Below are 23,387 nucleotides of genomic sequence, written 5' to 3'. Positions count from 1 at the left end.
TTGCACCACGATCAGACTGGCTCGGTATTGTGGGCAGCCGCACCGGGCATCGCAACCGATCCGCGAGGAGTCACGCATGGATATCGGCTACTTCCTGAAGTTGATGACCGAGAAGAACGCGTCGGACATGTTCCTGACGACAGGCGCGCCGGTGAACATCAAGGTGGAAGGCAAGCTGTACCCGCTCGGTAACACCGGTCTGCCCAGCGGCATGGTGAAGAAGATCGCCTACTCACTGATGGATGAGGGCCAGGTGCCGGCCTTCGAGCGCGACCTGGAGCTGAACCTCGCGATCGCGGTGAAGGACGCTGGCCGCTTCCGCATCAACGTGTTCAAGCAGCGCGGCGAGATCGGCATGGTGATCCGCGCGATCAAGAGCGAGATCCCGAGCTTTGAGCAGCTCAAGCTGCCACCGATCCTGAAGGACCTGATCGTCGAGCCGCGCGGCCTGATCCTGATGGTCGGCGCCACCGGTTCGGGCAAGTCGTCCACGCTCGCCTCGATGCTGGACTACCGCAACAGCACCACTGCCGGGCACATCCTGACCATCGAGGACCCGATCGAATTCCTGCACAAGCACAAGAAGTCGATCGTCAACCAGCGCGAAGTGGGTCTGGACACGCGGACGTACCACAACGCGCTCAAGAACGCGATGCGCGAGGCGCCGGACGTGATCATGATCGGCGAGATCCTCGACACCGAGACCATGGAGGCGGCGATCGCCTTCTCCGAGACCGGTCACCTGTGCCTGTCGACGCTGCACTCCAACAACGCCGACCAGACGATGGAGCGCATCCTCAACTTCTTCCCGGAAAGCGCGCACAAGAACGTGCTGATGAACCTGTCGCTGAACCTCAAGGCGATCGTGTCACAGCGCCTGGTGATCGGCAAGGACGGCCGTCGCCTGCCGGCGGTGGAGATCCTGCTGAACACCCCGCTGATCCGCGACATGATCCGCCGCGGCCAGGTGCACGAGCTCAAGGAGGCGATGGACCGCTCGCTCGCCGAGGGCATGCAGACCTTCGACCAGGCCCTGTTCCGGCTGTACAAGGAAGGCAAGATCGAACTGGAAGAAGCCCTGCGCAAAGCGGATTCCCGCGACGGCCTGGCGCTCAAGATCCGCCTCTCCGAAGGCGGCAGCAGCGACAACCCGGATCCGTATTTCGATCATTCGCAGTTCTGAAGAGCGGTGAGTAGGCCGCGCGGCTGCGCCGCGCTCAGTAGTGAGTGGTGAGTGGCAAAAGCCGCCGTTCGCAAGCCGCGAGCCCTCGCTCCAGACTTTCGCCCGGCACGTTTCACCCGTCCGGCGCATCCTCGCGGCCGACCGCTTCTGCCACTCACTACTCACTACTCACTACTTACTGCTTCCCACCATGTACGTCTTCGCCGCCCCACCCACTCCCTCCGTCCCCATCGCCGGCCGCGCCGAGCGCTTTCCGGTGCACCGGATCTACTGCATCGGGCGCAACTATGCCGAGCATGCGAAGGAGATGGGGGCGGTACCGGAGAAGGGCACGCCGGTGTTCTTCATGAAGCCGGCCGATGCGGTGGTGACCGACGGGCGCGATCCGCGCTTTCCGCCGGCCACCTCGAACCTGCACTTCGAGGTGGAAATGGTCGCAGCGCTGCACAGCGGTGGGCGCGACATCGCAGTGGCCGATGCGCTGACGCATGTGTACGGCTACGCGGTGGGCGTCGACCTGACCCGGCGCGACCTGCAGGCCGCGGCCAAAGCCAAGGGCAATCCCTGGGATACCGCCAAGGGCTTCGACGACAGCGCGCCGGTGTCGCCGCTGGTCCCGGCTGATGGGCGCCACCCGGTGGCCGTGCGCCTGCGCCTCGCCGTGAATGGTGACCCGAAGCAGGACACCAGCGTCGCCGACATGCTGTGGCCGCTGCCGGAGATCATTGCCGAACTGTCGAAACTGTATGAACTGCAGGCCGGCGACCTGATCTTCACCGGCACACCGGCCGGCGTGGGCCCGCTGCAGCCGAGCGACCGTGTCCAGTGCAGTTTGGATGGCTGGGCCACACTGGAGTTCGGGTTCAGCGCCTGATGGGCAGCTGGCTGCTCGCGCACGAAGGCCCGCTGCGCCTCGGCATCTTCCTCGGGCTGTTCGCCCTGCTGGCCGCATTGCAGGCCTGGCGCCCGCTGCGCGGGGTACGCGCGCCGTGGCGCCGCTTTGGGCGACACCTGTGGCTGGCGCTGTTGGGCTCCGCGCTGGTGCGCCTGGCCTTTCCGGTGGTTGCCGTGGCAACAGCCGCCTGGGCACAGGCGCGCGGCATCGGGCTGCTGCAGGTGGTGGCGCTGCCGGCTTGGGCGCAGATCGTCGCCGGGGTGGTCCTGCTGGACCTGGCGATCTACTGGCAGCACCGCGTGTTCCACCGGGTGCCGCTGCTGTGGCGGCTGCACCGCATGCACCACAGCGACACCGAGTTCGAGGTGTCCACGGCGATCCGCTTCCATCCGCTGGAGATCGCGCTGTCCATGCTGATCAAGATCGGCGTGGTCGCGGCGATCGGGGTGCCGGCGGTGGGCGTGCTGCTGTTCGAGATCCTGCTCAACGCCACGGCGCTGTTCAGCCACGCCGACCTGCGCCTGCCGCCCGCCCTGGACCGCGCCGTGCGCAGCGTGCTGGTCACCCCGGACATGCACCGTATCCACCATTCCGTCGTGCAGGCCGAGACCAACAGCAACTATGGCTTCTGCCTCTCGCTGTGGGACCGGATGTTCGCCAGCTACCGCGCCCGCGCGACTGGCGACGACCGCCTGATGCCGATCGGCATCGAACGCTTCCGCGACGCCCGCGAGCAATCCTGGTGGCAGTTGCTGGGTCAGCCCTTCCGCTGATGCGGGCAGTGGGTCGGATCGCGACGCGTAGCCCGGTGGTACGCGCGCAGCGCGTTCCCCGGGTACTTGCGACAAGTACCCGCTGAGCGGCTGGCGCCGCACAACGGGCTACACCTCCCGACGCTTCCGCGGGGATCCGCGTCCCCCCGCCTGTCAACGTGTCGTGGTCTGGTGCGTTGAAGCTATCGATCTGATCGCCTGGGGAGGGCAGACAATGGGGCGGACTTGCCGGATGGGGTTGCTGCTGCTGGCAATGCATGGCGCAGCGAACGCGGCCACCGATTGCGACAGCGCCGTCGGGTTTCCGATTTACCAGAACATCGAGTGGACGACCCTGTACGACACGCTGACTACCGAATCCTCGTGCACCCAGAACTGCCACAACGGGACTTCGCCCGCTGGCGATCTGAACCTCTCCAGCCAGAACCTGGCGATCTACTTCCTGGTCGGCCAGCCGAGCAGCCAGAATCCGAATGTGCAGCGCGTGATTCCCGGTGATCCACAGAACAGCCTGTTGTTCCAGAAGGTCGCTTGCGCGGGGCCGGATGTAGGCAGCCGGATGCCGCCGGGCGGCCATTTGCCGCTGCAGTGGCAGGCGATGGTGTATGACTGGATCGAGCAGGGGGCTTACGGGGAGAACCCCGAGGACCCGATCCCGCGCGACTATATTTTCCGCGATTCGCTGGAGTTCTTGCGGCGCTGACCCAGCTCAGACAGCCCCGAGGTTGCGCAGGCGCGTCAGTTCCGCGGCGTCGATCGCGAGCACTTCACCGAGCACGTCGGCGGTGTCCGCCCCCAGCAGCGGCGGCGCCTGCCGGTACTCGACCGGCGTGGCCGAGAAGCGCAGAGGATTGGCGACTTGCGGCACCTGCCGGCCGCTGGCATGTGCCAGGTCGAAACGCATGCCGCGATGCTGGACTTGCGGATCGGCGAACACCTGATTGAGCGTGTTGACCGGCGCACAGGGGACGCCGGCGGCTTCCAGTTGCCTGAGCCAATGCGCCACCGGCTGCGCGCGCAAGAGGGCATCGAGGTCGGCGATCAGCGCCTCGCGATGAGCCACGCGCGCGGCGTTGGTGAGGTAGCGCGGGTCGTCGGCCAACGCGGCGGCGCCGACGATCTCGCACAACTTGCGGAACTGGCCATCGTTGCCGACCGCCAGCATGAAATGACCGTCGGCGGCGGCCATCACCTGGTAGGGCACGATGTTCGGATGCGCGGTACCGCGCCGCTGCGGCACCGCGCCGCCGACCAGGAAGTTCAGCGCCTGGTTGGCAAGCCAGCCGACCTGGGTGTCGAGCAAGGCCAGATCGATGTGCTGGCCCTGTCCGGTGGCCTGCGCGTGCCGCAGCGCGGCGAGGATGCCGCTGGCGGCGTACATGCCGGTCATCAGGTCCGCGACCGCCACGCCGACTTTCTGCGGCCCGCCGCCGGGCGCGCCGTCCGGCTCGCCGGTCAGGCTCATCAGCCCGCCCTGCGCCTGGATCGCGGCGTCGTAGCCAGCGCGCTGCGCGTAGGGCCCGGTCTGGCCGTAGCCGGTGATCGAGCAATACACGAGGCGCGGATTCAGCGCCTGCAGCGAGGGCCAGTCGAGGCCGTACTTCGCCAGCCCGCCCACCTTGAAGTTCTCGACCAGCACATCGGCCTTGCGCGCGAGCGCGCGCACCAGTTCGGCCCCGGCCGGCTGCGTGAAGTCGATCGCCAGCGAGCGCTTGCCGCGGTTGGCCGACAGAAAATACGCCGACTCGCCACCCTCCCCGCCCAGCCACGGCGGGCCCCAGCTGCGCGTGTCGTCGCCGCTGCCCGGCTTCTCGATCTTCCATACCTCCGCGCCGAGGTCCGCCAGCAATTGCGTGGCCCAGGGCCCGGCGAGGATGCGCGAGAGATCGAGGATGCGGATTCCGGCGAGGGGTGGCATTGGAATGGTCGCGACAAAAGCGTAATAGTCCGCAAAGGACGCAAAGGACGCAAAGGAAAGCGGAAGGTGATGGGTGGAATGCGGAGCACGGGCAGCGATCGCCAGCATCTGCTGGCAGCTCTTCTTTGCGTCCTTTGCGTCCTTTGCGGACAAAATGAACTCTGATCCTGCCCCATGTCCCGTCTGCTGGTCTTCCAACACGTCGCCGCCGAGCCGCTCGGAACGCTGGATCCGCTGATCCGGGCGCGCGGGCATCGCATCCGCTTCGTCAATTTCGAACGCGATCCGGATGCGCAGCCGGAGGTGGAGCGTTATCGCGGGCTGGTGGTGCTCGGCGGGCCGATGAATGTGGAAGACCGCCAGCACCGCGCGCACCTGCTGACCGAGCTGCGTGCGATCGAGCGCGCGCTGCGGCTCGGCCGTCCGGTGTTCGGCATCTGCCTCGGGGCGCAGTTGCTGGCGCATGTGCTCGGGGCGCCGGTGCGCCGGCATGTGCAGCCGGAGATCGGCTGGTACCAGCTGCATTCGACCGACCTGGGACGCAGCGACCCGGTGTTTTCACCGCTCGGCGAGGCGCATCCGGTGTTCCAGTGGCACTCCTACACCTTCGATCTGCCCTCGGGCGCGCAGCAACTCGCACGCACGCAGAGCTGCGAGCAACAGGCCTTCCGCTATGGCGAGTCGGCCTACGGGGTGCAGTTCCATCCTGAGGTCGACCAGGCGCTGATCGAGCGCTGGCTGGCCAACGCGGCCTATTGTCGCGAACTGGAATGCGCGGGTCTGCCGCACGATGTCGCCACCATCCGCGAGCACACGGCCGCCCATGCCGAGTCCCTGCGCGCGCGCGCCGAGCCACTGTTCAACCGCTTCCTCGACCTGGTCGGGCGGCCGGCCGGGCGGACCGTGCTGCCATCGCGCTGAGCAGCCAGGCCGTCGTCACCAGCGCGACGATCAGCCAGTAGGCGAAGGCATAGCCGCCATCCGCGCCCGCGTGCAGCGCATTGGTCGCCCAGGCGCCGAGGCCGCCGAGGCTGGCGTCGACCAGGGTGATCACGCCCATCAGCTTGCCCGCATGTGCCAGCCCGAACTGGTCCACCGCGCGCAGCTGCACCAGCGTGAACAGGCCGCCCCAGCCTAGCCCGAGCAACGTCGTCGCCAGACTGGTTCCCGTGGCGTCCATCCGCGCCAGCAGCACGCAGCCGGCCAGCATCACCGTCAGGTTCAACAGCAGCGCACGCGGTCCGGGGACATGGTCCGCCACCAGGCCGAACAGGAACTTGCCCGCCAGCGCCATGCTCATCAGCCAGGCGAAGCCGGCGCTCGCCTGCTGCGGCGTGGCGCCGAGGTCGATCAGGTGCAGCCGCAGGCTCGCGATCACCCCGAGCATTGCGTAGAAACACAGTCCGGCGATGGCCGCCAGGGTCCAGAAGGCCGATGTGGCCAGCGCGCGCCGCCAGTGCGGATCGGCCGTGGCAGTCGTCTCACCAAGCAGATCGCGACCGGTGCCCGCAGGTGCGCGCGCCAGCCAGATGGCGATCGGCCACAGGGCCAGTGGCGTGAGCGCAGCCCACTGGAAGGCGCGGGACCAGCCCTGCGCGGCGATCAGATCGCTGAACAAGGGCGTCAGCAACATGCCGCCGACGCTGGTGCCGACCACCACGATGCCCAGCGCCAGCCCGCGGCGCGCGTGGAACCAGCGCGAGACCATGATCACCGCGACGTTGACGCCGCAGCAGACCAGGGCCAGCGCAAACCCGGCGTGGATCAGGTACACCTGCCACAGCGCGGCAACCTGCGAGTAGGCCAGGTAGCCGGCCGACAGCAGCAGGCTGCCCACCGCCAACAGGGGCCGCGGGCCGAAGCGGTCCACCAGCGCGCCGGCGAAAGGCGCGGCGAGGCCGGTGCCGACCAGCGTGATCAGATCGCGCAGCTTGAGCTCGCCGCGGGCCCAGCCGAATTGCCCCAGCAACGATTCGTCGAAAGCGGTGATCCCGGAAATCACCAGCCCATTGGACACGCACAGCACGCCCAGGCCGCCAAATGCGACCAGCCAGGGCCACCACCTTCCCGCGCGCGAGCTCACCAGGCCTGGTACCCGGCTTCCGGCTCGCGAACCGAAGGTGGATCGAACGCAAGCCCGGCGTACACCGCGTCCAGGGTCAAGGGACGCGCGGTGCAGGGCAGCGCGATGTCCCGCCCGTCGCTGATCGCCTCATAGGTCCACAGCTCACCCGCCCGGCGGTAGACCTCGATCAGCGGTTCGTCCTGCGAGACCAGCACATAGGCCTGCAGGCTGGCGATCTCTCGGTAGGCGCGCAGCTTGGCACCGCGGTCGATCGCCTCGGTGGTGGGGCTCAGGACCTCGGCGACCAGGCAGGGCGCGGATTCGATCGATTCGTCGGTCTGTCCTGCGCAGCTCAACATCACGTCCGGGTAGTAGTAGGCACGGCGAGTCCGCAACTTCACGTCCGCGATCGTCACCCGGCAGTCGCTCTTCTGCCGCCACAGCAAGTAGAGGTTGCCGGCGATCCGGTTATGCCGGATCGACGCCCCCGACATCGCATACACCTGCCCATCCACGTACTCGTGCTTCATCGGTGCCTGCGCTTCCTGCGCCAGGTACTCGGCCTCGCTCAAGTGTTCGTGCTTTACGCTGTGCATGTCGGCGCCGTCCAGGCTCACACTGCGAGAGTGTATCCCTGCCCACCGGAAACGACGAAGGGCGCCTCGCGGCGCCCTTCGCTTTCACTTTTCACCTTTTACTTTTGACCGCTCTCGACTCAGTACACGTCCTTCACGGTGTTGTGCACGTTGAACTTGCCGGTTGGCGTGATCATCCCCGGACCCTTGATGACCTTCTTCAGCTTCAGGGTCTTGTCGTCGATGACCACGATCGCGCTCTCTTCCTTGGCGCCGCTCCACACCGAGAACCACACCTCGTCGCCAGCCGCGTTGTACTCGGGCTGCACCACGCGCTTCGGTCCCGGGCCGAGCTTGGCCCACTGCGCGATCGGCAGCACCTGGTAGCCCTTGGCCAGATTCTTGACGTCGAACACCGCGATGGTCTGGCTGATCTTCGGATCGGGGTTCAGCGGGGTGTCCACATACAAGTGGTTGCTCTTCGGATGGGTCTTGACGAACAGCGATCCACCGCCCTGTCCCTTGAGCACGCCCACGCGTTTCCAGGCGTTCTGCGGGAATTTCTCCGGATCGGTGCCGATCAGCGTGATCTGGTCGTCGCCGAGCGCGCTGGTGACCCAGACCGGGCCGAACTCGGGATGCATGAAATTGGCGCCGCGGCCTGGATGCGGGATCTTCTCCGCGTCGACCAGGTTGACCATCTTGCGTTCCTTGGAGTCCACCACCGCAATCTTGTTCGACTGGTTGGCCGCCGTCAGGAAGTAGCGGTGGGTGCTGTCCCAGCCGCCGTCATGCAGGAAGCGCGCAGCGTTCAGCGTGGTGATCGAAAGGTTCTCGATGTCCGAGTAATCGACCAGCAGGATGCGCCCGGTTTCCTTGACGTTGACGATGAACTCCGGGTGTTCGTGGCTGGCGAGGATCGCAGCCACGCGCGGCTCCGGGTGGTACTCCTGGGTGTCCACGGTCATGCCGCGGGTGGACACGATCTTCAGCGGCTCCATCGTCGGGCCGTCCATGATCACGAACTGCGGCGGCCAGTAGGCACCGGCGATCGCGTACTTGTCCTCATAGCCCTTGAACTTGCTGGTCTCGACCGAGCGCGCCTCCAGGCCCACCTTGATCTCGGCGACGATCGCCGGCGGATTCATCCACAGATCGATCAGATCGATCTTGGCGTCGCGGCCGATGGTGTAGACGTAGCGCGAGGAATTGGACATGCGCGAGATGTGCACCGCGTAGCCGGTCTTCAGGGTGACCACCGTTTCCTTGGTGTCGCCGTCGATCAGGGCCACCTCGCCGGAATCGCGCAGGGTCACCGCAAAGAAGTTGTCGATGTTGCGCTCGTGCATCTTCTGCGTCGGGCGCTCGGCCACCGGGACCAGCACCTTCCAGCTGTCGCGCATCTCCTTCATGCCGAATTCCGGCGGGCTCGGCGGATCGTGCTGCAGGAAGCGGGCCATGATGTTGACCTCTTCCTTGGTCAGCTCACCGCTGGTGCCCCAGTTGGGCATGCCGGCCGGGGAGCCGTAGTTGATCAGCGCTTCCAGGTACTGGGTGCCCTTGGCGCGGGTGATGTCCGGGGTCAGCGGCTTGCCGGTGGCGCCCTTGCGCAGCACGCCGTGGCAACCGGCGCAGCGCTGGAAGAAGATCTCGGTGGCGCGCGCGAATTCCTGCTTGCTGATCGGCGGCGCATCCGGATTGACCACCATCTCGATGCCGGCGGTAGGCACTGCCGAGGCGCCGGCCTGGTACTTCATCTCGCCTTCCTTGGTACCCGGATGGCGCGAGCCCTGCGACGGATCGGTCGACACCGCAAGCGTCTTGCGCGCGGCGGCGACATCGGCTGCGCTGACCTTCGGTCCCGAGTTGCCCCAGGCGGTGTAGACATAGCTGACGATGTTGGCAATGTCGCCATCGGCGATGTGGCTCATTGCCGGCATCACGTTGTTGTACTCGACGCCATTGACCACCAGCTTGCCGCTGATGCCCTGCAGAATCGAGGACAGCACCTTGGTCTTGTCGTTCTTCTGGAGGAAATCCGAACCCGCCAGCGGCGGGAAGGCACCCGGCAGTCCGGTGCCGGTCGGCTGGTGGCAGGCGGCGCAGTTGGCCAGATAAGCAGCCTCGCCGGCCTGGTTGCCCTGCTTGGGCAGGCGTTCGTTGACGACGTCGTTGGCGGCCATGGCGGTTCCGCCAATGGCCAGTGCCAGCAGGACGAACAAGGGCTTGCGCGTTCGCATGTGAAGACCTCCGGTGAGTTTCAAAAAGTAATAACTTGAGTGTAAGGCTGCGCCCGCTGACGCTGGCGAAGAATGACATGAGTCAAGCGTCAGTCTCATTGTTCTTGCTCAACCAAGCTCGGTCGCGCTTGTCCCCTCCACCGCACCCGCGCGAGACTCGGACAGTCGACCTGCCGGATGCACCGATGTCCACTCCACTTCCAGCGCGCACGCTTTCGGACGCCGATCTCGCCGATGCCTGTGCCACCGATTTGCGCGATGCCTTCGCCGACTACAACGCCCGCTTCCGTTCGATCACGCAGCGCGCCAAGCGGCGCTTCGAGCGGCGCGAATGGACCGCGGCGCGGCTCGACGCGATCGAGCGCATCGAGCTGTACGACGTCTGCGTGGCGGAAACCTCGCGACGACTGGAGTCGGAGCTTGGCGGGCGTGTCGGCGACCGCGGCCTGTGGTCGCTGGTGCGCAACCGCTGCGCCGCGCTGATCGCACCGCTGGTCGACCAGGAACTCAACAAGACCTTCTTCAACACGCTGACGCGGCGCTTCTTCAAGACCCGCGGCGTGGACGCGGCGATCGAGTTCGTCGCGCTCGACATCGAGCCCACCGACCGCCTGACCCATCCGGTGCCGCGCCTGACCTACAGCGCCACGATCTCTCCGGCGGAACTCGGCCAGCGGGTGCTCGCGGGCTTCCGCTTTGAGGTGCCCTATGCCGATCTCGCTGGCTGCGGGGCGCGCATCGCCGAGGCGATCGCGGCGCAGTTGCCACGCTGGGAAGGCGAGCCGAAGCTGCGCGCGGTGGAGATGCTGCAGACCGTGTTCTACCGCGAGCGCCGGGCCTACCTGGTCGGCCGGGTGTTTGGCGAGCGCGAGTTCGCGCCGCTGGTGATTGCGCTGGTGCACGAGGACGGCGGCCTGCGCGCCGACGCGGTGATGGTGCAACGCGACGATGTCTCGGCGCTGTTCGGCATCACCCGCAGCTATTTCCAGGCGGACCTGGAAACCGTGGGCGATGCCGTGGTGTTCCTGCGCACCCTGCTGCCGAAGAAGCCGGTCAACGAGATCTACACCGTGCTCGGCCGCGCCAAGCAGGGCAAGACCGAGCGCTACCGCCACTTCTATCGCCATTTCGAGGCCACGGACGAATTACTGACCCTGGCGGATGGCGAGAAGGGCCTGGTGATGGCGGTGTTCAACCTGCCGAGCTACCCGCTGGTGTTCAAGATCATCCGCGACCGCTTTGCGCCGTCCAAGCTGATGACGCGCCAGGATGTGGTCGACAAGTACCAACTGGTGTTCAAGCACGACCGCGCCGGACGCCTGATCGATGCGCAGGAGTTCCGCTTCCTGCGCTTCCCGCGCGCACGCTTCGCGCCCGAGGTGCTGGAAGACCTGTTCGACACCTGTCGCTCCAGCGTGATCGAGGACGGCGACGACCTGATCATCACCCACATGTACGTCGAGCGCCGGCTGCGCCCGCTGAACCTGTTCCTCAAGGAGTCGCCGCCGGAACTGGTCGAGCGCGCGGTACTCGACTATGGCCTGGCGATCAAGGAACTGGCGGCCAGCAACATCTTCCCCGGCGATCTGCTGCTGAAGAACTTCGGCGTCACCCGCCACGGCCGCGCGATCTTCTACGACTACGACGAACTCTGCCTGGTCACCGAGTGTCAGTTCCGCGAGCTGCCGACCCCGCGCGACGAGGACGAGGAGATGCACCACGGCGCCTGGTACTACGTAGGCGACGACGATGTCTTCCCCGAACAGTTTACCGAGTTCCTCGGCCTGCCGCGCCGATTGCGCGAAGCCCTGATCGCACGCCACGGCGAGATCTTCACCGTCCCGTGGTGGCACGCGACCCAGGCCAAGCTCAATGCCGGGCAGTTCTTCGACATCCCGCCGTACCGCGACGAGGTGCGGTTGCGCTGAGGCGGGTTTGGGGGATGCTCCGCTGCATGCGGGCTTAGCTGCTAGCCTGCGCACCCCGATAACGCCGACTCACCGCATGCCGCTGGACCGCTCCCGTGTTGCCCAGGCCTTCTCGCGCGCTGCGGGCGACTATGAGCAGACCGCCGTGCTGCAACGACTGGTCGGCGACGAACTGTTGTCACGGCTGGCAGTGGCGGCGACCGAACCCGCCCGCGTGCTCGACATCGGCGCCGGCAGCGGCCGGTTGAGCGGGCTGCTCAAGAAGCGCTGGCCCAAGGCCGAGGTGGTTGCGGTCGACCTGGCACTCGGGATGCTGCGCGAGGCGCGCCGGCACATCGGCTGGTTCCGGCCATTCCGCCGGGTGGCCGGTGACGCGCAGGCGCTGCCCTTTGCCGACGCCTCGGTGGATCTGGTGGTCTCCAACCTGTGCCTGCAGTGGTGCGATCTGAAGGCTGCAGTCCACGAATTCCGGCGCGTGCTCCGGCCGGCCGGGTGGCTGCTGTTCACCAGCTTCGGCCCGGACACATTGAAGGAATTGCGCGAAGCCTGGCGCGCGGCCGACGAGCGCCCGCATGTGCATGTGTTCCTCGACATGCACGATGTCGGCGACGCCGTGCTCGCGCAGGGCTTCGTCGACCCGATGTTCGATGTCGAGCGTTACACCCTGACCTATCCCGACGCGCGCGCCCTGATGCGCGAGCTGAAGACCATCGGTGCCGGCAATGCACTCGGCGAGCGCAGGCGCGGTTTGACCGGCCGTGCGGCATTCGCGCGAATGCTGGATGCTTACGAGGCCTTCCGCAGCGACGGCCGCCTGCCGGCAAGCTACGAGGTGATCTTCGGCCAGGCGCAGGCGCCGCAGGCGGGCGCGCCCCTGCGGGGGCCACGCGGCGACCTGGCGAGTTTCAGCGTCGAAGCGATGCGCGCGCGGCTACGCCATCGGTGAAGCCAGAAGCGGTGTTGGTGTGGGTTGTTGGTGTTGGAAAAAGCCGGCCGCCGGAAGTCCGTCGAATTGAACGCCACGGAAACGTCTCTGGCCGGAAGCCCTGAATTCGCCTCGAATTCGCTGCTACCAACACCAACAACCAACACCAACACCGCTTCACTGACACTAGTTGACCATCTCGTCCTGGTCGAACATCAGGTTTTCCAGCCAGGAATAGGCGGCTTCCTGGTCAGGCTGGTTGAACAGCACCATCAGGATGATCCATTTCAGCTCGTGTTCGTCGACTTCACCGACATCGAGCGCGATGACGCGGTCGAGGACCAGCTCGCGCTGGGCGGGTGAGAGCACGCCCTGCTGTTCCAGGAACATCAGAAAGCCCTGCGCCTCGACGTCCAGCCGTTCCAGCTCCTGCGGGGCAAGCACGCGGATCGGACCGCCGGCGTCGAGGGTCTGCGGATCGCAGGCCGGACGCAACTCGGCGAGTTCGTCCAGCCAGTCGAAGGCCTTGCTGATTTCCTGCGGGGAGAAACCGACTTCGAGCAGTGAGCTCTGCAGCGAGTCGCGATCCTGGTCGGCTTCAGGATCCTCGATCATGAGGTTTTCGAAGAGATACAGCAGCACGTCCAGAATGTTCTCTTTCATCATCCTCATCCGGCGCAGCGGCTGTAGGTACCGCCGGGATTCGCGACCACTTCCCCCTCCAACTCCATGCGCAGCAGCATGCTGGAAAGGGCAGGGACGGTCAATCCAGTGCGCTCGGCGAGCGCATCGATGCCCACCGGGTCGTAGCCCAGGGCCGCGTGCAGGCGGCGATAGTCCGCGTCTTGCGACAGCGCACCCACGCGCATCCTGGCGGGCACGGGCGATTCGCTCACCGGATCGGCAGGCAGGGCGGCGCGCAACTGGCCGAGCATCGGCGCCAGTTCGTCGACCACTTCCTGCGCGGTCTCGACCAGCTTGGCGCCATCGCGGATCAGCTGGTGGCAGCCCTTGGCCAACGGGTTGTGGATCGAGCCGGGGATCGCGAACACCTCCCGGCCCTGCTCACTGGCCACTCGCGCGGTGATCAGCGAACCGCTGCCGAGGCTGGCCTCGACCACCAGGGTACCCAGCGACAGGCCACTGATGATGCGGTTGCGCCGCGGAAAGTTCTCGCGCCTGGCGGGCGTGCGCGGCGGAAACTCGCTGACCAGCGCGCCGTGTTCCACGATCCGCCGCGCCAGCGCGACATGCCGAGCCGGATAGATGCGGTCCAGTCCGGTACCGAGCACCGCGATGGTCTGGCCGCCGGCATCCAGCGCACCCTGGTGCGCGGCTGCGTCGATACCGGCGGCGAGCCCGCTGGTCACCGCGAAGCCGCGACTGGCCAAGGTCGCCGCAAAATCGCGCGCGGTGGCGAGGCCACCCGCGGTGCCTTGGCGGCTGCCGACCACCGCCAGCTGGGGCAGCCATAGCGCATCGACGTCACCGCGCACGAACAGCAGCAGCGGGGCCCCCGGGATACCGCGCAACAATGGCGGATAGCGCTCGTCGGAGCAGGTCAGCAGCGCGACATCGTTGGCCGTGAGCCATTGCAGGTCGAGCATGGCCTCGTCCCGCGCTCGCGCCACCGCCTGTGCCCCCAGCGCGTCGACCGCCATCCGCTGCACGGCCAGCACGATGTCGCCGCTGACCGCGGTCAGTGCCCGCCAGGCTTGCGCGGCGCCGGTCGCGCAGGCGCGGTGCAGGGTCAGCCAGTCGAGCCGGGTGTCAGGCACGGAATCCTCGGGCCATTGGGTGGAGCGGCGGATTCTCGCATCTGCACCGCCCGAAACGACGACGCCGCCCATCCGGGCGGCGTCGGGGCGAGACTGGCGTGATGCGGCGTCAGAGCTGCGTTGGTGCGTCCAGTCGGGCGCCGAGGAACACTGGCCTGACGCCGTTGACCACAAGGCCGTAGCTGATGCGGTCAAAGGAACGGAAGATCATCACGTGCCCGATGAACTCGTCGGGTAGCGTGACTTTCTTGTCGCGCGGATTGACCAGTGCGCGCAAGGTGCCCTGCGGGTAGGCCACCTCGTCCTGGACGGTTTCGCCCGGCTGGTAGATCGAATAGACCTCGCCCACCTCGACGCCATCCTGCGCACCGCGCGACAGGACGATGACATCGTTGGGGCCCGCATAGTCGAAGGTGCCGGCGACGCCAATGACACGCGCGCCGATGTCGGCATTGGCGGGTGCACGCGGGTAGAAATTCAGCGGGAATGGCGACTCTTCCACCGGCAACAGCAAATCGCCCTTCCGGATCTCCATGTCGGTGTACGTCACGTACAGGGTAGCCGGATCGCCAAGGCGGGACACCGTGGCGGTGCCGATTTCCATGACCTCATAACCCAGCTTCTCTGCGCCGCGCTCGGAGACCCATTCGCGCAGGCTCCAGTGCCATTGGTCGGACGTGCTCCAGGACATGCGCTCCACCTTGCGCTTGTCCTTCTGCCAGAACCAGCCGGCGGGGACGTCGGTATAGACCACCGTCGGGCGCACCACGGTGTACTTCTGGCCCATCGCCAGGTCGCCATCGAAGCGGCGCGCGTAGACCAACTGCTCGTCGGCACCAACTACCCGATTCTCCTCGACCGCGGCGACGTATGGCGCGGACTGGTACTCGTCCTCGCTCAGCACCCGCGGGCGCGCCAGGAAGCTGCGGATCGACGCCAGGGGCAAAGGCGGGATCGCCTCGGTCTCGCCCTCGTCGCGCACCTTCGGCCCGACATCCGCGGGTTCGCTCGCGGGGGGCTCGCCATTGACCATCAGTCGTGGCTTGCCGTCAATGTAGACCAGGCTGATCACATCACCCGGATAGATCAGGTGCGGATTGGCGATCTGCGGATTGGCCTGCCAGATTTCCGGCCAATACCAAGGGTTTTTCAGGAACAAGCCTGAAATGTCCCACAGCGTATCGCCCTTCTTCACCGTATAGGTGTCGGGATGGTCAGTACGAACTTCCGGGCCGGTTGCAGCAACCGAAGCGGAGAACAGCAGTGCGGCAACAACTGAAAGTGCTTTTTTAAGCATGGCAGCCATCTGCCTGATTCCCGAGGGCTTCGAGGAGTTTAGCCGAAGAATGCGTCGGTGGAAACGAGCTTTGCTGCACAAATACGAGAAAGAGGCGCGGAGGCATGCAGCCGGTGGCTTCGGAGGGGAGCGAAGGGTCGCGGGGAACCCCTGAACCAGCATGGCGAGCCGGGTTGCGAGTCGTTTGCCGCCACGCGCAGTCTGAAGTTCGTAGCCTGATCACGAAGCAAAGAGCCGGAACGACGCAGCGGATGATCCTGGCCGCAGCCCGTCGGGACCGGGCTGAATCGGCCGCGAGACTGGTTCGGAGCTTCCGTTCCGGCAGGGGTTGGCATGCGCCGCGCCCGCCACTCCAGCAGCCGGGGCCCTGCGATTGCGCATGACGTCGACCGCATTCCCGCCGGCGAAAGCTTCAACCTACGAACTATTTCGTATTGCATGGACTGCATGACTGCTGGTCCTTTTCCATTGTGCACGAAATTGGCTACGATGCACGTCGTCGATGCAGGACCCGGCCGCATTGGTGCGGCCTGCGGGCGTGGGATTCGATGACGATCCGTGGGAACGCAGTGCAAAGAGAGGAAGGAAGTGGCCAGGAACGACGTCCAGAAGCCCACGGAAGCAGAGATCGAGTTGCTCAAGGTGATGTGGGAACGTGGCCCGTGCAGCGTGCGCGACATCCACGAGGCGCTGCAGACGGCGGAACGCCAGACGGCCTACACCACGACCCTCAAACTGCTGCAGGTGATGCACGCCAAGGGGCTGGTCATCCGCGACGAATCCCAGCGCGCGCACCGCTTCGCCGCGACCGTGTCACGCGAAGCGACCGAACGCGCCTTCGTCGGCGCGTTGATCTCCAAGCTATTCGATGGCTCAGCCACCCGGCTGGTCATGCAAGCGCTCGGCAACGACCCACGCGCCAACGAAAGCGAACTGGCCGAGATCCGCCGGCTGCTGTACAAGATCGAACAGGAACGCGTGTGAGGGACCGCGGGAGATCGCGGCTGAAGCCGCTCCCACAGCCTCGCAGACCGCAGACTTGTGGGAGTTCCGGTCGCCCCTGCCGGTGCGCTTATTCGCGCATCGAACTGTCGCGGACCAGTGCCCGTTTTTTGTCCGCAAAGGACGCAAAGGACGCCAAGAAGGCAAGAGCGTCTTGGGTTGCGCAGAGTCCCCATGCGCCCGCAACCGCCTATGGATTCGGCTCTGCTTAGCGTCCTTTGCGGAAAATGTCATGTATTTCAGAAACTTGAATCATGTTCGGCGGGAGCCGCCGCAACGTCTCGCAGACCGCGGGCCGACTCTGTCGGCGATCGTTGCGGCAAGCCGTGGCGGGCCCCGCCCTGCACTGCCGTCCACCCACCATCCACCGCTACAATGGGATAACTTGAATCCCGCGCGGCGCGCCCCCAACACCGCACCATGGCCCTGCTCCCCATCCTCGAGTTCCCCGATCCCCGCTTGCGCACCGTCGCCAAGCCGGTGGAGACCTTCGACGCCGATCTGCAGAAGCGGATCGACGACATGTTCGAAACCATGTACGCGGCGCCGGGCGTCGGTCTCGCAGCGACCCAGATCGACTGGCATCGCCAGCTGATCGTGATCGACGTCAGCGAGGAAAAGGACCGTCCATTGGTGCTGATCAATCCGCGCATCGTCGAGAGCGAGGGCAGCCAGTCCTGCCAGGAAGGTTGCCTGTCGGTGCCGACGGTGTTCGCCGACGTGACCCGCGCCGAGCGTGTGGTGGTGGAATTCCTCGACCGCCACGCGCAGACCCAGCGTGTCGACGCCAGCGGCTTGCTGGCGATCTGTATCCAGCACGAGATGGACCACCTGGCCGGCAAGGTCTTCGTGGATTACCTGTCGCCGCTCAAGAAGCAGATGGTGCAGCGCAAGCTGGACAAGCGCCGCCGCCAGCAATCCGCCGCCTGAGCGCGCGGCCAGTATTCCCGCCGAGGCGCTCATGACCCTGCGCGTGGTATTCGCCGGCACGCCGGACTTCGCCGTGCCCTGCCTCGACGCCGTGCTGGCCTCGGGTGCGGAGTGCGTCGCGGTCTACACCCAGCCGGACCGCCCGGCCGGACGCGGGCGCCAGTTGCAGGCCAGCCCGGTCAAGCAGCGCGCGCGCGCCGCCGGGATCCCGGTGGAGCAGCCGGAAACCGTGAAGGACGCCGCGGTCCAGGCGCACCTGGCGGACTACCGCCCGGACCTGATGATCGTGGTCGCCTACGGCCTGATCCTGCCGCGCGCGGTGCTGGCGATTCCGCCGCACGGCTGCTGGAATGTGCACGCCAGCCTGCTGCCGCGCTGGCGCGGCGCGGCGCCGATCCAGCGCGCGATCCTGGCCGGGGACACCGAGACCGGCGTCGACCTGATGCAGATGGAAGCCGGCCTCGACACCGGCCCGGTACTGCTGGAGCGGCGCACACCGATCCACCCCGACGACAACGCGCAGCGCCTGCACGACCGCCTCGCGGCGCTCGGCGCCGAGGTGCTCGCGGAGGGTCTGGCGCGGCTGCAGGCGGGTCAGTCGCTGGTGCCGCACCCGCAGCCCGCCGATGGCATCACCTACGCCCACAAGCTGGACAAGGCCGAAGCCTTGCTCGACTGGCGCGAGCCGGCCGCGGTGCTCGACCGCAAGATCCGCGCGTTCAACCCCTGGCCGGTCGCGGAGGCCGACATCGGCGGCGAGCGGGTGCGTATCCACGCCGCCGAACCGGTCGATGCCCAAGGCGAGCCCGGACAGCCAGTGCGCGCCTCGCGCAGCCGCCTGGCGATCGCGTGTGGCGAGGGCGCACTCGCCATCCTCAAGCTGCAGCGCGCCGGCGGGCGGGTCATCGACGCGGCGGACTATGTCAACGGCCGGCCGGAACTGAAGCGCTGAGACGCCCTTTTCACGGCGTGGGAACGACCCGCGCAGCGATCTTCAGGTGCACCCGGTCCGCCAGGGTGCGCCGATACCCGGTCATGCCGAAGCGCGAGCGCTGCAGGTTGCCAGCCACGACCACCGTGCACGCCGATGGCAGGCGCAAATCGCAGAGTCCGCGATCAAGGTCGAAGCGCACGCGCCGGGTGGTCCCGCGCAAGCTCAGGTCGCCCGGTAACGCACCGTGCCGACCGCCGTCGATCGCGAAAGGATCGGAACGGAATTCGATCCACGGATGTCGATCCGCGTCGAAGAATTCGGGCGAGAGCAGCAGGCGCACATGCTCTGGATCCTGCATGCGCACACTGGCGGCGCGAATACGCACGCTGATCACCGCGCTGCCCGCCTCCGGGTCGATGTCGATGCGGCCATCGACATCGGCGAACTCACCATGCCGCCGCAGCAGCCACAGCGCCACAATCTCGAATTCGACCCGGGTATGGGCGCGATCCAGTTGCAGCAGGGCCGGAGGAACTAGGCCGCCGTCAACGATTTCCGCGGACCATCCGTTGGCGCAGATCGCCGCCCCACACAACCAGAGCAGGAGGCGCGGCATCGAACACTATGGCCACCAGAACTCGACGAGCTCGGCGCAACCTGGCTCCAACGGCCCACTGCTGCGCAGGCGCAAACGCGCGATCGCGCCGGTCGGCATGCCGCGGCCGTCGGTGCTGCGGCCATCTGCGAGCAACGTCACCAGCGTCTCGAGCCCAGGATTGTGACCCACGACGACCAGCGGCGAAGCCGGACGATGGCGGTCGATCAGGGTAATCAATTCGCCAGGCGTCGCTTCGTAGATGCCGGGCTCGTCGATCAACTCAAGGTCGGGTTGCTGCATCTGCAGCGCAGACAGGGTCTGGCGCGTGCGCAACGAGGGTGAGCAAAGCACCTTCGCCGGGCGCATCTGGCGCTCCCTCATCCAGCCTGCGGCCGCCTGCGCCTGGGAGAACCCGAGCGTGGACAGCGGCCGGTCTACATCGCGTCCGCTGGCCGCGTCGCGCTCCGCGTGCGCGTGTCGCACCAGGATCAATTCCTCACTGCCCATGGCGCATGTTCCTTGTGGTTGCACTCAGAGTCTGGCGCGCCACCGGAGCGCGAACAAGGGGCGATTGTGATCGATGGTCACCGAGGGCGGAATCGTGCCCGAGGCTCGCGCTCACGGAACTTGCAGGGACGTAGCCCGGAGTACCGCGCAGCGGTTCTCCGGGTGCTTGCCGCAACTTCCCGGAGAGCGCGCGGGGCGCGTACTCCGGGCTACCCGACCGCGCTTCCCTGGATCAGCCGACACCGTTGCGGACGGGCGAGCCTGCGCTTCTTCCAACACCAACAACCCACACCAACACCCGCCGATTCCCCGCCCACCGTCACTCCGCTCCTGGCTGTACCGGCGTCAGGATCGAGATCGGGATTTCGGTACGGTTCCAGTTGCCGCTCATCGGCGCCGGCAGTGTGAAGCCGGTGCTGAGGGTGCCGGAGTTGGGCGCCACCCAACTGCGGCGCATGGTCCCGGCAGACTGCTCGGAGTCGAAGAAGTCGAACCATCCGCAGCTGGGGCAATGCACGCGGAAGGACTTGGTCGGCAACGCCGCGGTGTCGCTGGCGAGACCGTCGGTCAACACCCAGCGCGGCTGGCCCGCCGCGTCGTACAGGTAGGTGGTGATGAAGTCGCGCGCGACACCGCCGGTGACGTAGCTGTCGTAGGTCTGGCCCCAGCCGTCCTCCAGTGCGTAGAACCAGGTGCCGGTACGATTCGGCGAGGCCGCAACGAGACCCTGGAAACCGTGGCTGAGGATCTCGGTGCCGCCTTCCAGGGTGCTGTCGAGGAAATAGTTGAAGACGATCTTCTCGGCCGAGACGAACTGCACCGTGGCGTTGCCGACGGCCTCGCGCTGGACGCTGAAACCCGTGGCCGAGGTGTCGCGGGTGACGCGCAGGATCGGCGCCACCACCTGGTTGTCCTGCACCCGGCCCTGCACGATGTACCAGATCGGCGTGCGATCGGCCGCACCGGTGTACCAGGCGGCGAAGAACACCGGCAGCTGGCCTTGCACTGGGACCACGTGCGAGACCAGGCCGTTGCCGGGGCGGCGCGGATTGAAGAAGGCGCCCGGGCGCAGGTTGACGTTCGGCGGCACGCTGACGGCGCAGTTGCTGCTGACATTGCAATTGCCGTCGGCGCCGACCAGGAATTCTCGCGTGCTGTTGAGGAAATTGCCGGACTGGTCGTCCACGCTGCCGGCCAGGCCAATGCGGTAGCGGCTGCCGCAGCTGGTGGTGGGGTCGATGGCGAAGAAGGTCGAGACCTGCTGGGTCGCACCCGGCGCCAGCGCGCCAACCGCGATCAGCGGGTTCTCCATCCGCAGCTTGCCGAGGTCGGCGGAGGCCGGTGGCAGGTTTTGCGGATGGTAGAAGCACACCGCGCGTGGCGCGCTGACCTCGGGCTGGTCGCAGCTCGCGTTCAGCCGCCGGCCACTGGCGGATGGATCGGCGATACCCACGGTGGCGCCGTCGCCATTTCCGGGAATCTGGTTGCGGTACTGGTAGACGATCTGCCAGGTCTGCGGATACACCACCGCCTGAAAGTCGAAGTCGCCGGTCGGCGTGGCGCCGCTGCCGGAGTAAAGGCCCATGTCGTTCCACTGGAATACCAGGCAGCGCTGGTTGGCCGGGGACACCTCCGACGGCCGCGGGCACTGCGCGTAGCTGGCCCAGCGCAGGCTGCCGGCGACCAGGTCATCGTGCAGAACAGCGAGGCGACTGCCGTTGTCGTCATTGGCGAAGTTGCCATCGCAGCGGTTCTGGAAATCGCCACCGGTGGTCGCCGCCGAGGTGCCGATATAGCCATTGGTGCTCATGACCAGCTGCGACACGGTCTGGCCGTAGAAGTTGAAACTGCCATTGACAGCGGCGAGGTCGAGCACGCCGGTGCGGCCATCGTCATCGGCGGACACGCTGCTGGCCGCCGTCAGTTGCAGCGCCGGCACCTGGTTGGTGATGTCGATGAACTGGTATCCGCACTGCGCACCGAGGGTGCTGTCGGTCACGCGATAGCCGAAGCTATCGCTGGGCGCGCTGGACACGCTGTCGCTGGTGCTCTTGGTGAACAGCGACAGCGCCTCGGCACCGCTGGCGCGCTGACCGGCATTGGTCAGGTCCGCCGTCAGGCGCCAGCGCTCGCCTGGCTCGATGGTGGCATCGCCATCACCGCAGACTTCGGCTGGCTGGCCGAGCGAGGACGCCAGGCGGATGCGGTGCCCGATCACGCTCACGGCGCGCTGCGCAGTGGTGGTGCAGCCGCTGCTGTCGCTGACGCGCACGCTGGCATTGAACTGGGTCTCGCGGTTGTAGCGCGCCACCAGGGTGTTCGCGGTGGCGTCCTGCTTGTCGTAGACGCCATCACCGTCGATATCCCAGGCATAGCGATAGCCGCCGCTGCCGCCGGTGGCGGTCGCGGTATAGGTCAGGTCACTCCCGGCCGCCACCGGGTCGGCGCTGGTGGCAAGGGTGACGACGGGCGCATCGCAGGTTCCCCGGCCATCCAGGGTTTCCAGGTTCGCCGCCGCCGGGTCCAGGTGGTCGGACAGGCGCGAGCCGGCGCTGCCGCCGCCGGCCCACGAGGTGAACAGCCGGCCGTAGTAATCGGCGTCGTTGTTGCCGCAGGCAGCGAAGCCGCCATGCAGGGTGCCGACCAGGCGCTTGTCCGCGTTCCAGATGCCGCTGCCCGACGAGCCGCCCTCAGTGGTGCCGGCATCCCAGTCGAACACTTTCAGGTGGGTCGTGGCATTGCCGCCGGGGGTCGGCTCGTAATCGCTGATGGTCAGCGGATCGTTCTCGAAACTGATGCGCTTCTCGTGCCCCTGCGGGTGGTGGATCGCCACTGCCGAGGACGGCGCGGCATTGCGCCGGTCCCAGCCGGACCAGTAGGCGTCGGCTGCTGCCGGCGGTGCCTGGCTGAGCCGCAACAAGGTCATGTCCGAGGGCGCATAGGTTGCCACCAGGCTGGCGCCGCTTTGCGAGGCAGTCGCCAGCGAGAGCGGCAGCGAGCTGCCGTTGGCGCCGGTGTTGACGACACGGCAGGTGGGACTTTCGTATTTCCAGTACACCACCAGGGTGGACGCCTCCGCCGCGGTGGCGAGGCAGTGGTTGGCCGTGAGGAACAGGGGATCGCGGTCGCCATTGCCGCGGTTCACCAGCTGCCCGGTGCACAGGAAGCTGCTGCCGCCGCTGCTGAAGGTGTAACGCCCCACCGAGCGGATCTGCTCGCGCCAGGCATCGCCCTCGGTGCAGATGGTGTCGATGTTGCAGCTGCCGGATTTCACCGCGTCCGCAGCGGTGCGGTAGCCATGACTGACATGGCCGAGCTCCAGCGCCAGCAACGCGCGCTTGTCGGCCGGCAGCACCAGTTCGACCAACGCGTCGGCGCCCGGTACCAGCGGCAGCGCGAGGCCGCCCTCGCGCGGATTGTGGGCGTCGGTGTAGGGCCCGTGCACCACGCTGCGCTTGGCGTCGCTGAACCAGAGTTCGGCGCCTTGCGGCAGGCGCCAGCGCTTGAAGTAGACGTCGACGCTGACCGCGGCGTCGGCGCGGATCGGCAGGCGCCACAGCCAGCGTCCATCGGGCAGCTGGCTCCAGTGGCCACCCACATTGCCCTCTGCGCCGAGCTTCACCGAGTCCACCGGATGCGCCAGCGCGTAACGGAATGGCGCCGGACGGTCCTGCGCGCGCAAGTCCTCGAGATCGATCTTGGCGCGGTCGAGCGCATCGAAGCGCAGCACCGCGGTCTGCGGCACCGGCGGCAGATCGAGCCCGGCCGGCGGCGTCGCCGCGGAGGCGGCACCACTGAAGAGCAGGGCGAGGAACAGCTTCGACAGACGCATGCGAAAC

20 protein-coding genes are annotated in these 23,387 nt (G+C 66.9%); 10 read left to right on the top strand and 10 right to left on the bottom strand.

Features of this window, described 5'->3' with window-relative positions; all coding sequences use genetic code 11:
• The first annotated feature begins 76 nt into the window (after positions 1 to 76).
• From IPK27_01670 to IPK27_01655, 4 genes are all read left to right on the top strand, one after another.
• Positions 77 to 1,183: a PilT/PilU family type 4a pilus ATPase gene (locus IPK27_01670; GenBank protein ID MBK8066363.1), complete on the top strand. Its 1,107-nt coding sequence runs from the start codon at positions 77 to 79 to the stop codon at positions 1,181 to 1,183.
• 190 nt (positions 1,184 to 1,373) lie between these two features.
• Positions 1,374 to 2,057 (top strand): fumarylacetoacetate hydrolase family protein, encoded by a 684-nt coding sequence (locus tag IPK27_01665; GenBank protein ID MBK8066362.1) that lies wholly within the window; start codon positions 1,374 to 1,376, stop codon positions 2,055 to 2,057.
• Positions 2,057 to 2,851, top strand: coding sequence for a sterol desaturase family protein (locus tag IPK27_01660; GenBank protein MBK8066361.1), 795 nt, complete (start codon positions 2,057 to 2,059; stop codon positions 2,849 to 2,851). The genes IPK27_01665 and IPK27_01660 overlap by 1 nt, the downstream gene beginning before the upstream one ends.
• A gap of 232 nt (positions 2,852 to 3,083) precedes the next feature.
• Positions 3,084 to 3,554 (top strand): hypothetical protein, encoded by a 471-nt coding sequence (locus tag IPK27_01655; GenBank protein ID MBK8066360.1) that lies wholly within the window; start codon positions 3,084 to 3,086, stop codon positions 3,552 to 3,554.
• A gap of 6 nt (positions 3,555 to 3,560) precedes the next feature.
• On the opposite strand, the gene IPK27_01650 is transcribed toward IPK27_01655, so the two are convergent.
• Entirely contained in the window at positions 3,561 to 4,769 is a 1,209-nt protein-coding gene (locus IPK27_01650; protein ID MBK8066359.1) for a CoA transferase, read from the bottom strand.
• A gap of 174 nt (positions 4,770 to 4,943) precedes the next feature.
• Here IPK27_01650 and IPK27_01645 point away from each other — a divergent pair, with 174 nt between their 5' ends.
• On the top strand, positions 4,944 to 5,690 hold the full coding sequence (locus IPK27_01645) for a gamma-glutamyl-gamma-aminobutyrate hydrolase family protein (GenBank protein MBK8066358.1): 747 nt from the start codon (positions 4,944 to 4,946) through the stop codon (positions 5,688 to 5,690).
• On the opposite strand, the gene IPK27_01640 is transcribed toward IPK27_01645, so the two are convergent.
• The 3 genes from IPK27_01640 to IPK27_01630 form a co-directional block, all read right to left on the bottom strand.
• On the bottom strand, positions 5,629 to 6,852 hold the full coding sequence (locus IPK27_01640) for an MFS transporter (protein MBK8066357.1): 1,224 nt from the start codon (positions 6,850 to 6,852) through the stop codon (positions 5,629 to 5,631). The genes IPK27_01645 and IPK27_01640 overlap by 62 nt on opposite strands.
• Positions 6,849 to 7,430, bottom strand: a complete 582-nt coding sequence (locus tag IPK27_01635; GenBank protein MBK8066356.1) for a Uma2 family endonuclease — start codon at positions 7,428 to 7,430, stop codon at positions 6,849 to 6,851. Before IPK27_01635 ends, IPK27_01640 begins: the two co-directional genes overlap by 4 nt.
• A gap of 119 nt (positions 7,431 to 7,549) precedes the next feature.
• The gene (locus tag IPK27_01630; GenBank protein MBK8066355.1) at positions 7,550 to 9,592 is read right to left on the bottom strand and encodes a c-type cytochrome; all 2,043 of its coding nucleotides are present in this window, start codon (positions 9,590 to 9,592) and stop codon (positions 7,550 to 7,552) included.
• A 242-nt stretch (positions 9,593 to 9,834) separates the two neighbouring features.
• On the opposite strand from IPK27_01630, the gene aceK reads away from it, so the two are divergent.
• Positions 9,835 to 11,577: a bifunctional isocitrate dehydrogenase kinase/phosphatase gene (gene aceK / locus IPK27_01625; GenBank protein MBK8066354.1), complete on the top strand. Its 1,743-nt coding sequence runs from the start codon at positions 9,835 to 9,837 to the stop codon at positions 11,575 to 11,577.
• 76 nt (positions 11,578 to 11,653) lie between these two features.
• Positions 11,654 to 12,523: a malonyl-ACP O-methyltransferase BioC gene (bioC, locus tag IPK27_01620; protein MBK8066353.1), complete on the top strand. Its 870-nt coding sequence runs from the start codon at positions 11,654 to 11,656 to the stop codon at positions 12,521 to 12,523.
• 165 nt (positions 12,524 to 12,688) lie between these two features.
• Here the strand turns inward: bioC and IPK27_01615 are convergent, their stop codons facing one another.
• Genes IPK27_01615 through IPK27_01605 form a run of 3 tightly spaced genes read right to left on the bottom strand, consistent with a single transcriptional unit; the run spans position 12,689 to position 15,586 of the window.
• A complete protein-coding gene (locus IPK27_01615; GenBank protein ID MBK8066352.1) occupies positions 12,689 to 13,165 on the bottom strand; it encodes a DUF494 domain-containing protein in 477 nt (158 codons plus the stop codon).
• Between the two features lie 5 nt (positions 13,166 to 13,170).
• Positions 13,171 to 14,352 carry a DNA-protecting protein DprA gene (gene dprA / locus IPK27_01610; GenBank protein ID MBK8066351.1) on the bottom strand — a complete coding sequence of 394 codons (1,182 nt, stop codon included), beginning with the start codon at positions 14,350 to 14,352 and terminating at the stop codon, positions 13,171 to 13,173.
• Positions 14,353 to 14,389: 37 nt separating this feature from the next.
• The gene (locus IPK27_01605; protein MBK8066350.1) at positions 14,390 to 15,586 is read right to left on the bottom strand and encodes a LysM peptidoglycan-binding domain-containing protein; all 1,197 of its coding nucleotides are present in this window, start codon (positions 15,584 to 15,586) and stop codon (positions 14,390 to 14,392) included.
• Positions 15,587 to 16,222: 636 nt separating this feature from the next.
• Between IPK27_01605 and IPK27_01600 the strand changes: the two genes are divergently transcribed.
• The 3 genes from IPK27_01600 to IPK27_01590 all read left to right on the top strand — a co-directional run bounded on the left by IPK27_01600 (position 16,223) and on the right by IPK27_01590 (position 18,461).
• On the top strand, positions 16,223 to 16,561 hold the full coding sequence (locus IPK27_01600) for a BlaI/MecI/CopY family transcriptional regulator (GenBank protein MBK8066349.1): 339 nt from the start codon (positions 16,223 to 16,225) through the stop codon (positions 16,559 to 16,561).
• 438 nt (positions 16,562 to 16,999) lie between these two features.
• Positions 17,000 to 17,509: a peptide deformylase gene (locus IPK27_01595; protein MBK8066348.1), complete on the top strand. Its 510-nt coding sequence runs from the start codon at positions 17,000 to 17,002 to the stop codon at positions 17,507 to 17,509.
• Positions 17,510 to 17,540: 31 nt separating this feature from the next.
• Positions 17,541 to 18,461, top strand: a complete 921-nt coding sequence (locus IPK27_01590) for a methionyl-tRNA formyltransferase (GenBank protein MBK8066347.1) — start codon at positions 17,541 to 17,543, stop codon at positions 18,459 to 18,461.
• 10 nt (positions 18,462 to 18,471) lie between these two features.
• On the opposite strand, the gene IPK27_01585 is transcribed toward IPK27_01590, so the two are convergent.
• The 3 genes from IPK27_01585 to IPK27_01575 form a co-directional block, all read right to left on the bottom strand.
• Entirely contained in the window at positions 18,472 to 19,059 is a 588-nt protein-coding gene (locus IPK27_01585; protein MBK8066346.1) for a YceI family protein, read from the bottom strand.
• A 6-nt stretch (positions 19,060 to 19,065) separates the two neighbouring features.
• Positions 19,066 to 19,548 carry a histidine phosphatase family protein gene (locus IPK27_01580; protein MBK8066345.1) on the bottom strand — a complete coding sequence of 161 codons (483 nt, stop codon included), beginning with the start codon at positions 19,546 to 19,548 and terminating at the stop codon, positions 19,066 to 19,068.
• 319 nt (positions 19,549 to 19,867) lie between these two features.
• Entirely contained in the window at positions 19,868 to 23,380 is a 3,513-nt protein-coding gene (locus tag IPK27_01575) for a trypsin-like peptidase domain-containing protein (GenBank protein ID MBK8066344.1), read from the bottom strand.
• Positions 23,381 to 23,387 lie beyond the last annotated feature (7 nt).

The organism is Rhodanobacteraceae bacterium, assembly GCA_016713135.1.
GTDB lineage: Bacteria > Pseudomonadota > Gammaproteobacteria > Xanthomonadales > SZUA-5 > JADKFD01.
This window is presented reverse-complemented; position numbering and strand designations above follow the sequence as displayed.

Coding starts and splice junctions, on each gene's coding strand:
- IPK27_01670 (MBK8066363.1), top strand. CDS start 77: ATGGATATCGGCTACTTCCTGAAGTTGATGACCGAGAAGAACGCGTCG.
- IPK27_01665 (MBK8066362.1), top strand. CDS start 1,374: ATGTACGTCTTCGCCGCCCCACCCACTCCCTCCGTCCCCATCGCCGGC.
- IPK27_01660 (MBK8066361.1), top strand. CDS start 2,057: ATGGGCAGCTGGCTGCTCGCGCACGAAGGCCCGCTGCGCCTCGGCATC.
- IPK27_01655 (MBK8066360.1), top strand. CDS start 3,084: ATGGGGTTGCTGCTGCTGGCAATGCATGGCGCAGCGAACGCGGCCACC.
- IPK27_01650 (MBK8066359.1), bottom strand. CDS start 4,769: ATGCCACCCCTCGCCGGAATCCGCATCCTCGATCTCTCGCGCATCCTC.
- IPK27_01645 (MBK8066358.1), top strand. CDS start 4,944: ATGTCCCGTCTGCTGGTCTTCCAACACGTCGCCGCCGAGCCGCTCGGA.
- IPK27_01635 (MBK8066356.1), bottom strand. CDS start 7,430: ATGCACAGCGTAAAGCACGAACACTTGAGCGAGGCCGAGTACCTGGCG.
- IPK27_01630 (MBK8066355.1), bottom strand. CDS start 9,592: ATGGCCGCCAACGACGTCGTCAACGAACGCCTGCCCAAGCAGGGCAAC.
- aceK (MBK8066354.1), top strand. CDS start 9,835: ATGTCCACTCCACTTCCAGCGCGCACGCTTTCGGACGCCGATCTCGCC.
- bioC (MBK8066353.1), top strand. CDS start 11,654: ATGCCGCTGGACCGCTCCCGTGTTGCCCAGGCCTTCTCGCGCGCTGCG.
- IPK27_01615 (MBK8066352.1), bottom strand. CDS start 13,165: ATGAAAGAGAACATTCTGGACGTGCTGCTGTATCTCTTCGAAAACCTC.
- dprA (MBK8066351.1), bottom strand. CDS start 14,352: ATGGGCGGCGTCGTCGTTTCGGGCGGTGCAGATGCGAGAATCCGCCGC.
- IPK27_01605 (MBK8066350.1), bottom strand. CDS start 15,586: ATGGCTGCCATGCTTAAAAAAGCACTTTCAGTTGTTGCCGCACTGCTG.
- IPK27_01600 (MBK8066349.1), top strand. CDS start 16,223: ATGTGGGAACGTGGCCCGTGCAGCGTGCGCGACATCCACGAGGCGCTG.
- IPK27_01595 (MBK8066348.1), top strand. CDS start 17,000: ATGGCCCTGCTCCCCATCCTCGAGTTCCCCGATCCCCGCTTGCGCACC.
- IPK27_01590 (MBK8066347.1), top strand. CDS start 17,541: ATGACCCTGCGCGTGGTATTCGCCGGCACGCCGGACTTCGCCGTGCCC.
- IPK27_01585 (MBK8066346.1), bottom strand. CDS start 19,059: ATGCCGCGCCTCCTGCTCTGGTTGTGTGGGGCGGCGATCTGCGCCAAC.
- IPK27_01580 (MBK8066345.1), bottom strand. CDS start 19,548: ATGGGCAGTGAGGAATTGATCCTGGTGCGACACGCGCACGCGGAGCGC.
- IPK27_01575 (MBK8066344.1), bottom strand. CDS start 23,380: ATGCGTCTGTCGAAGCTGTTCCTCGCCCTGCTCTTCAGTGGTGCCGCC.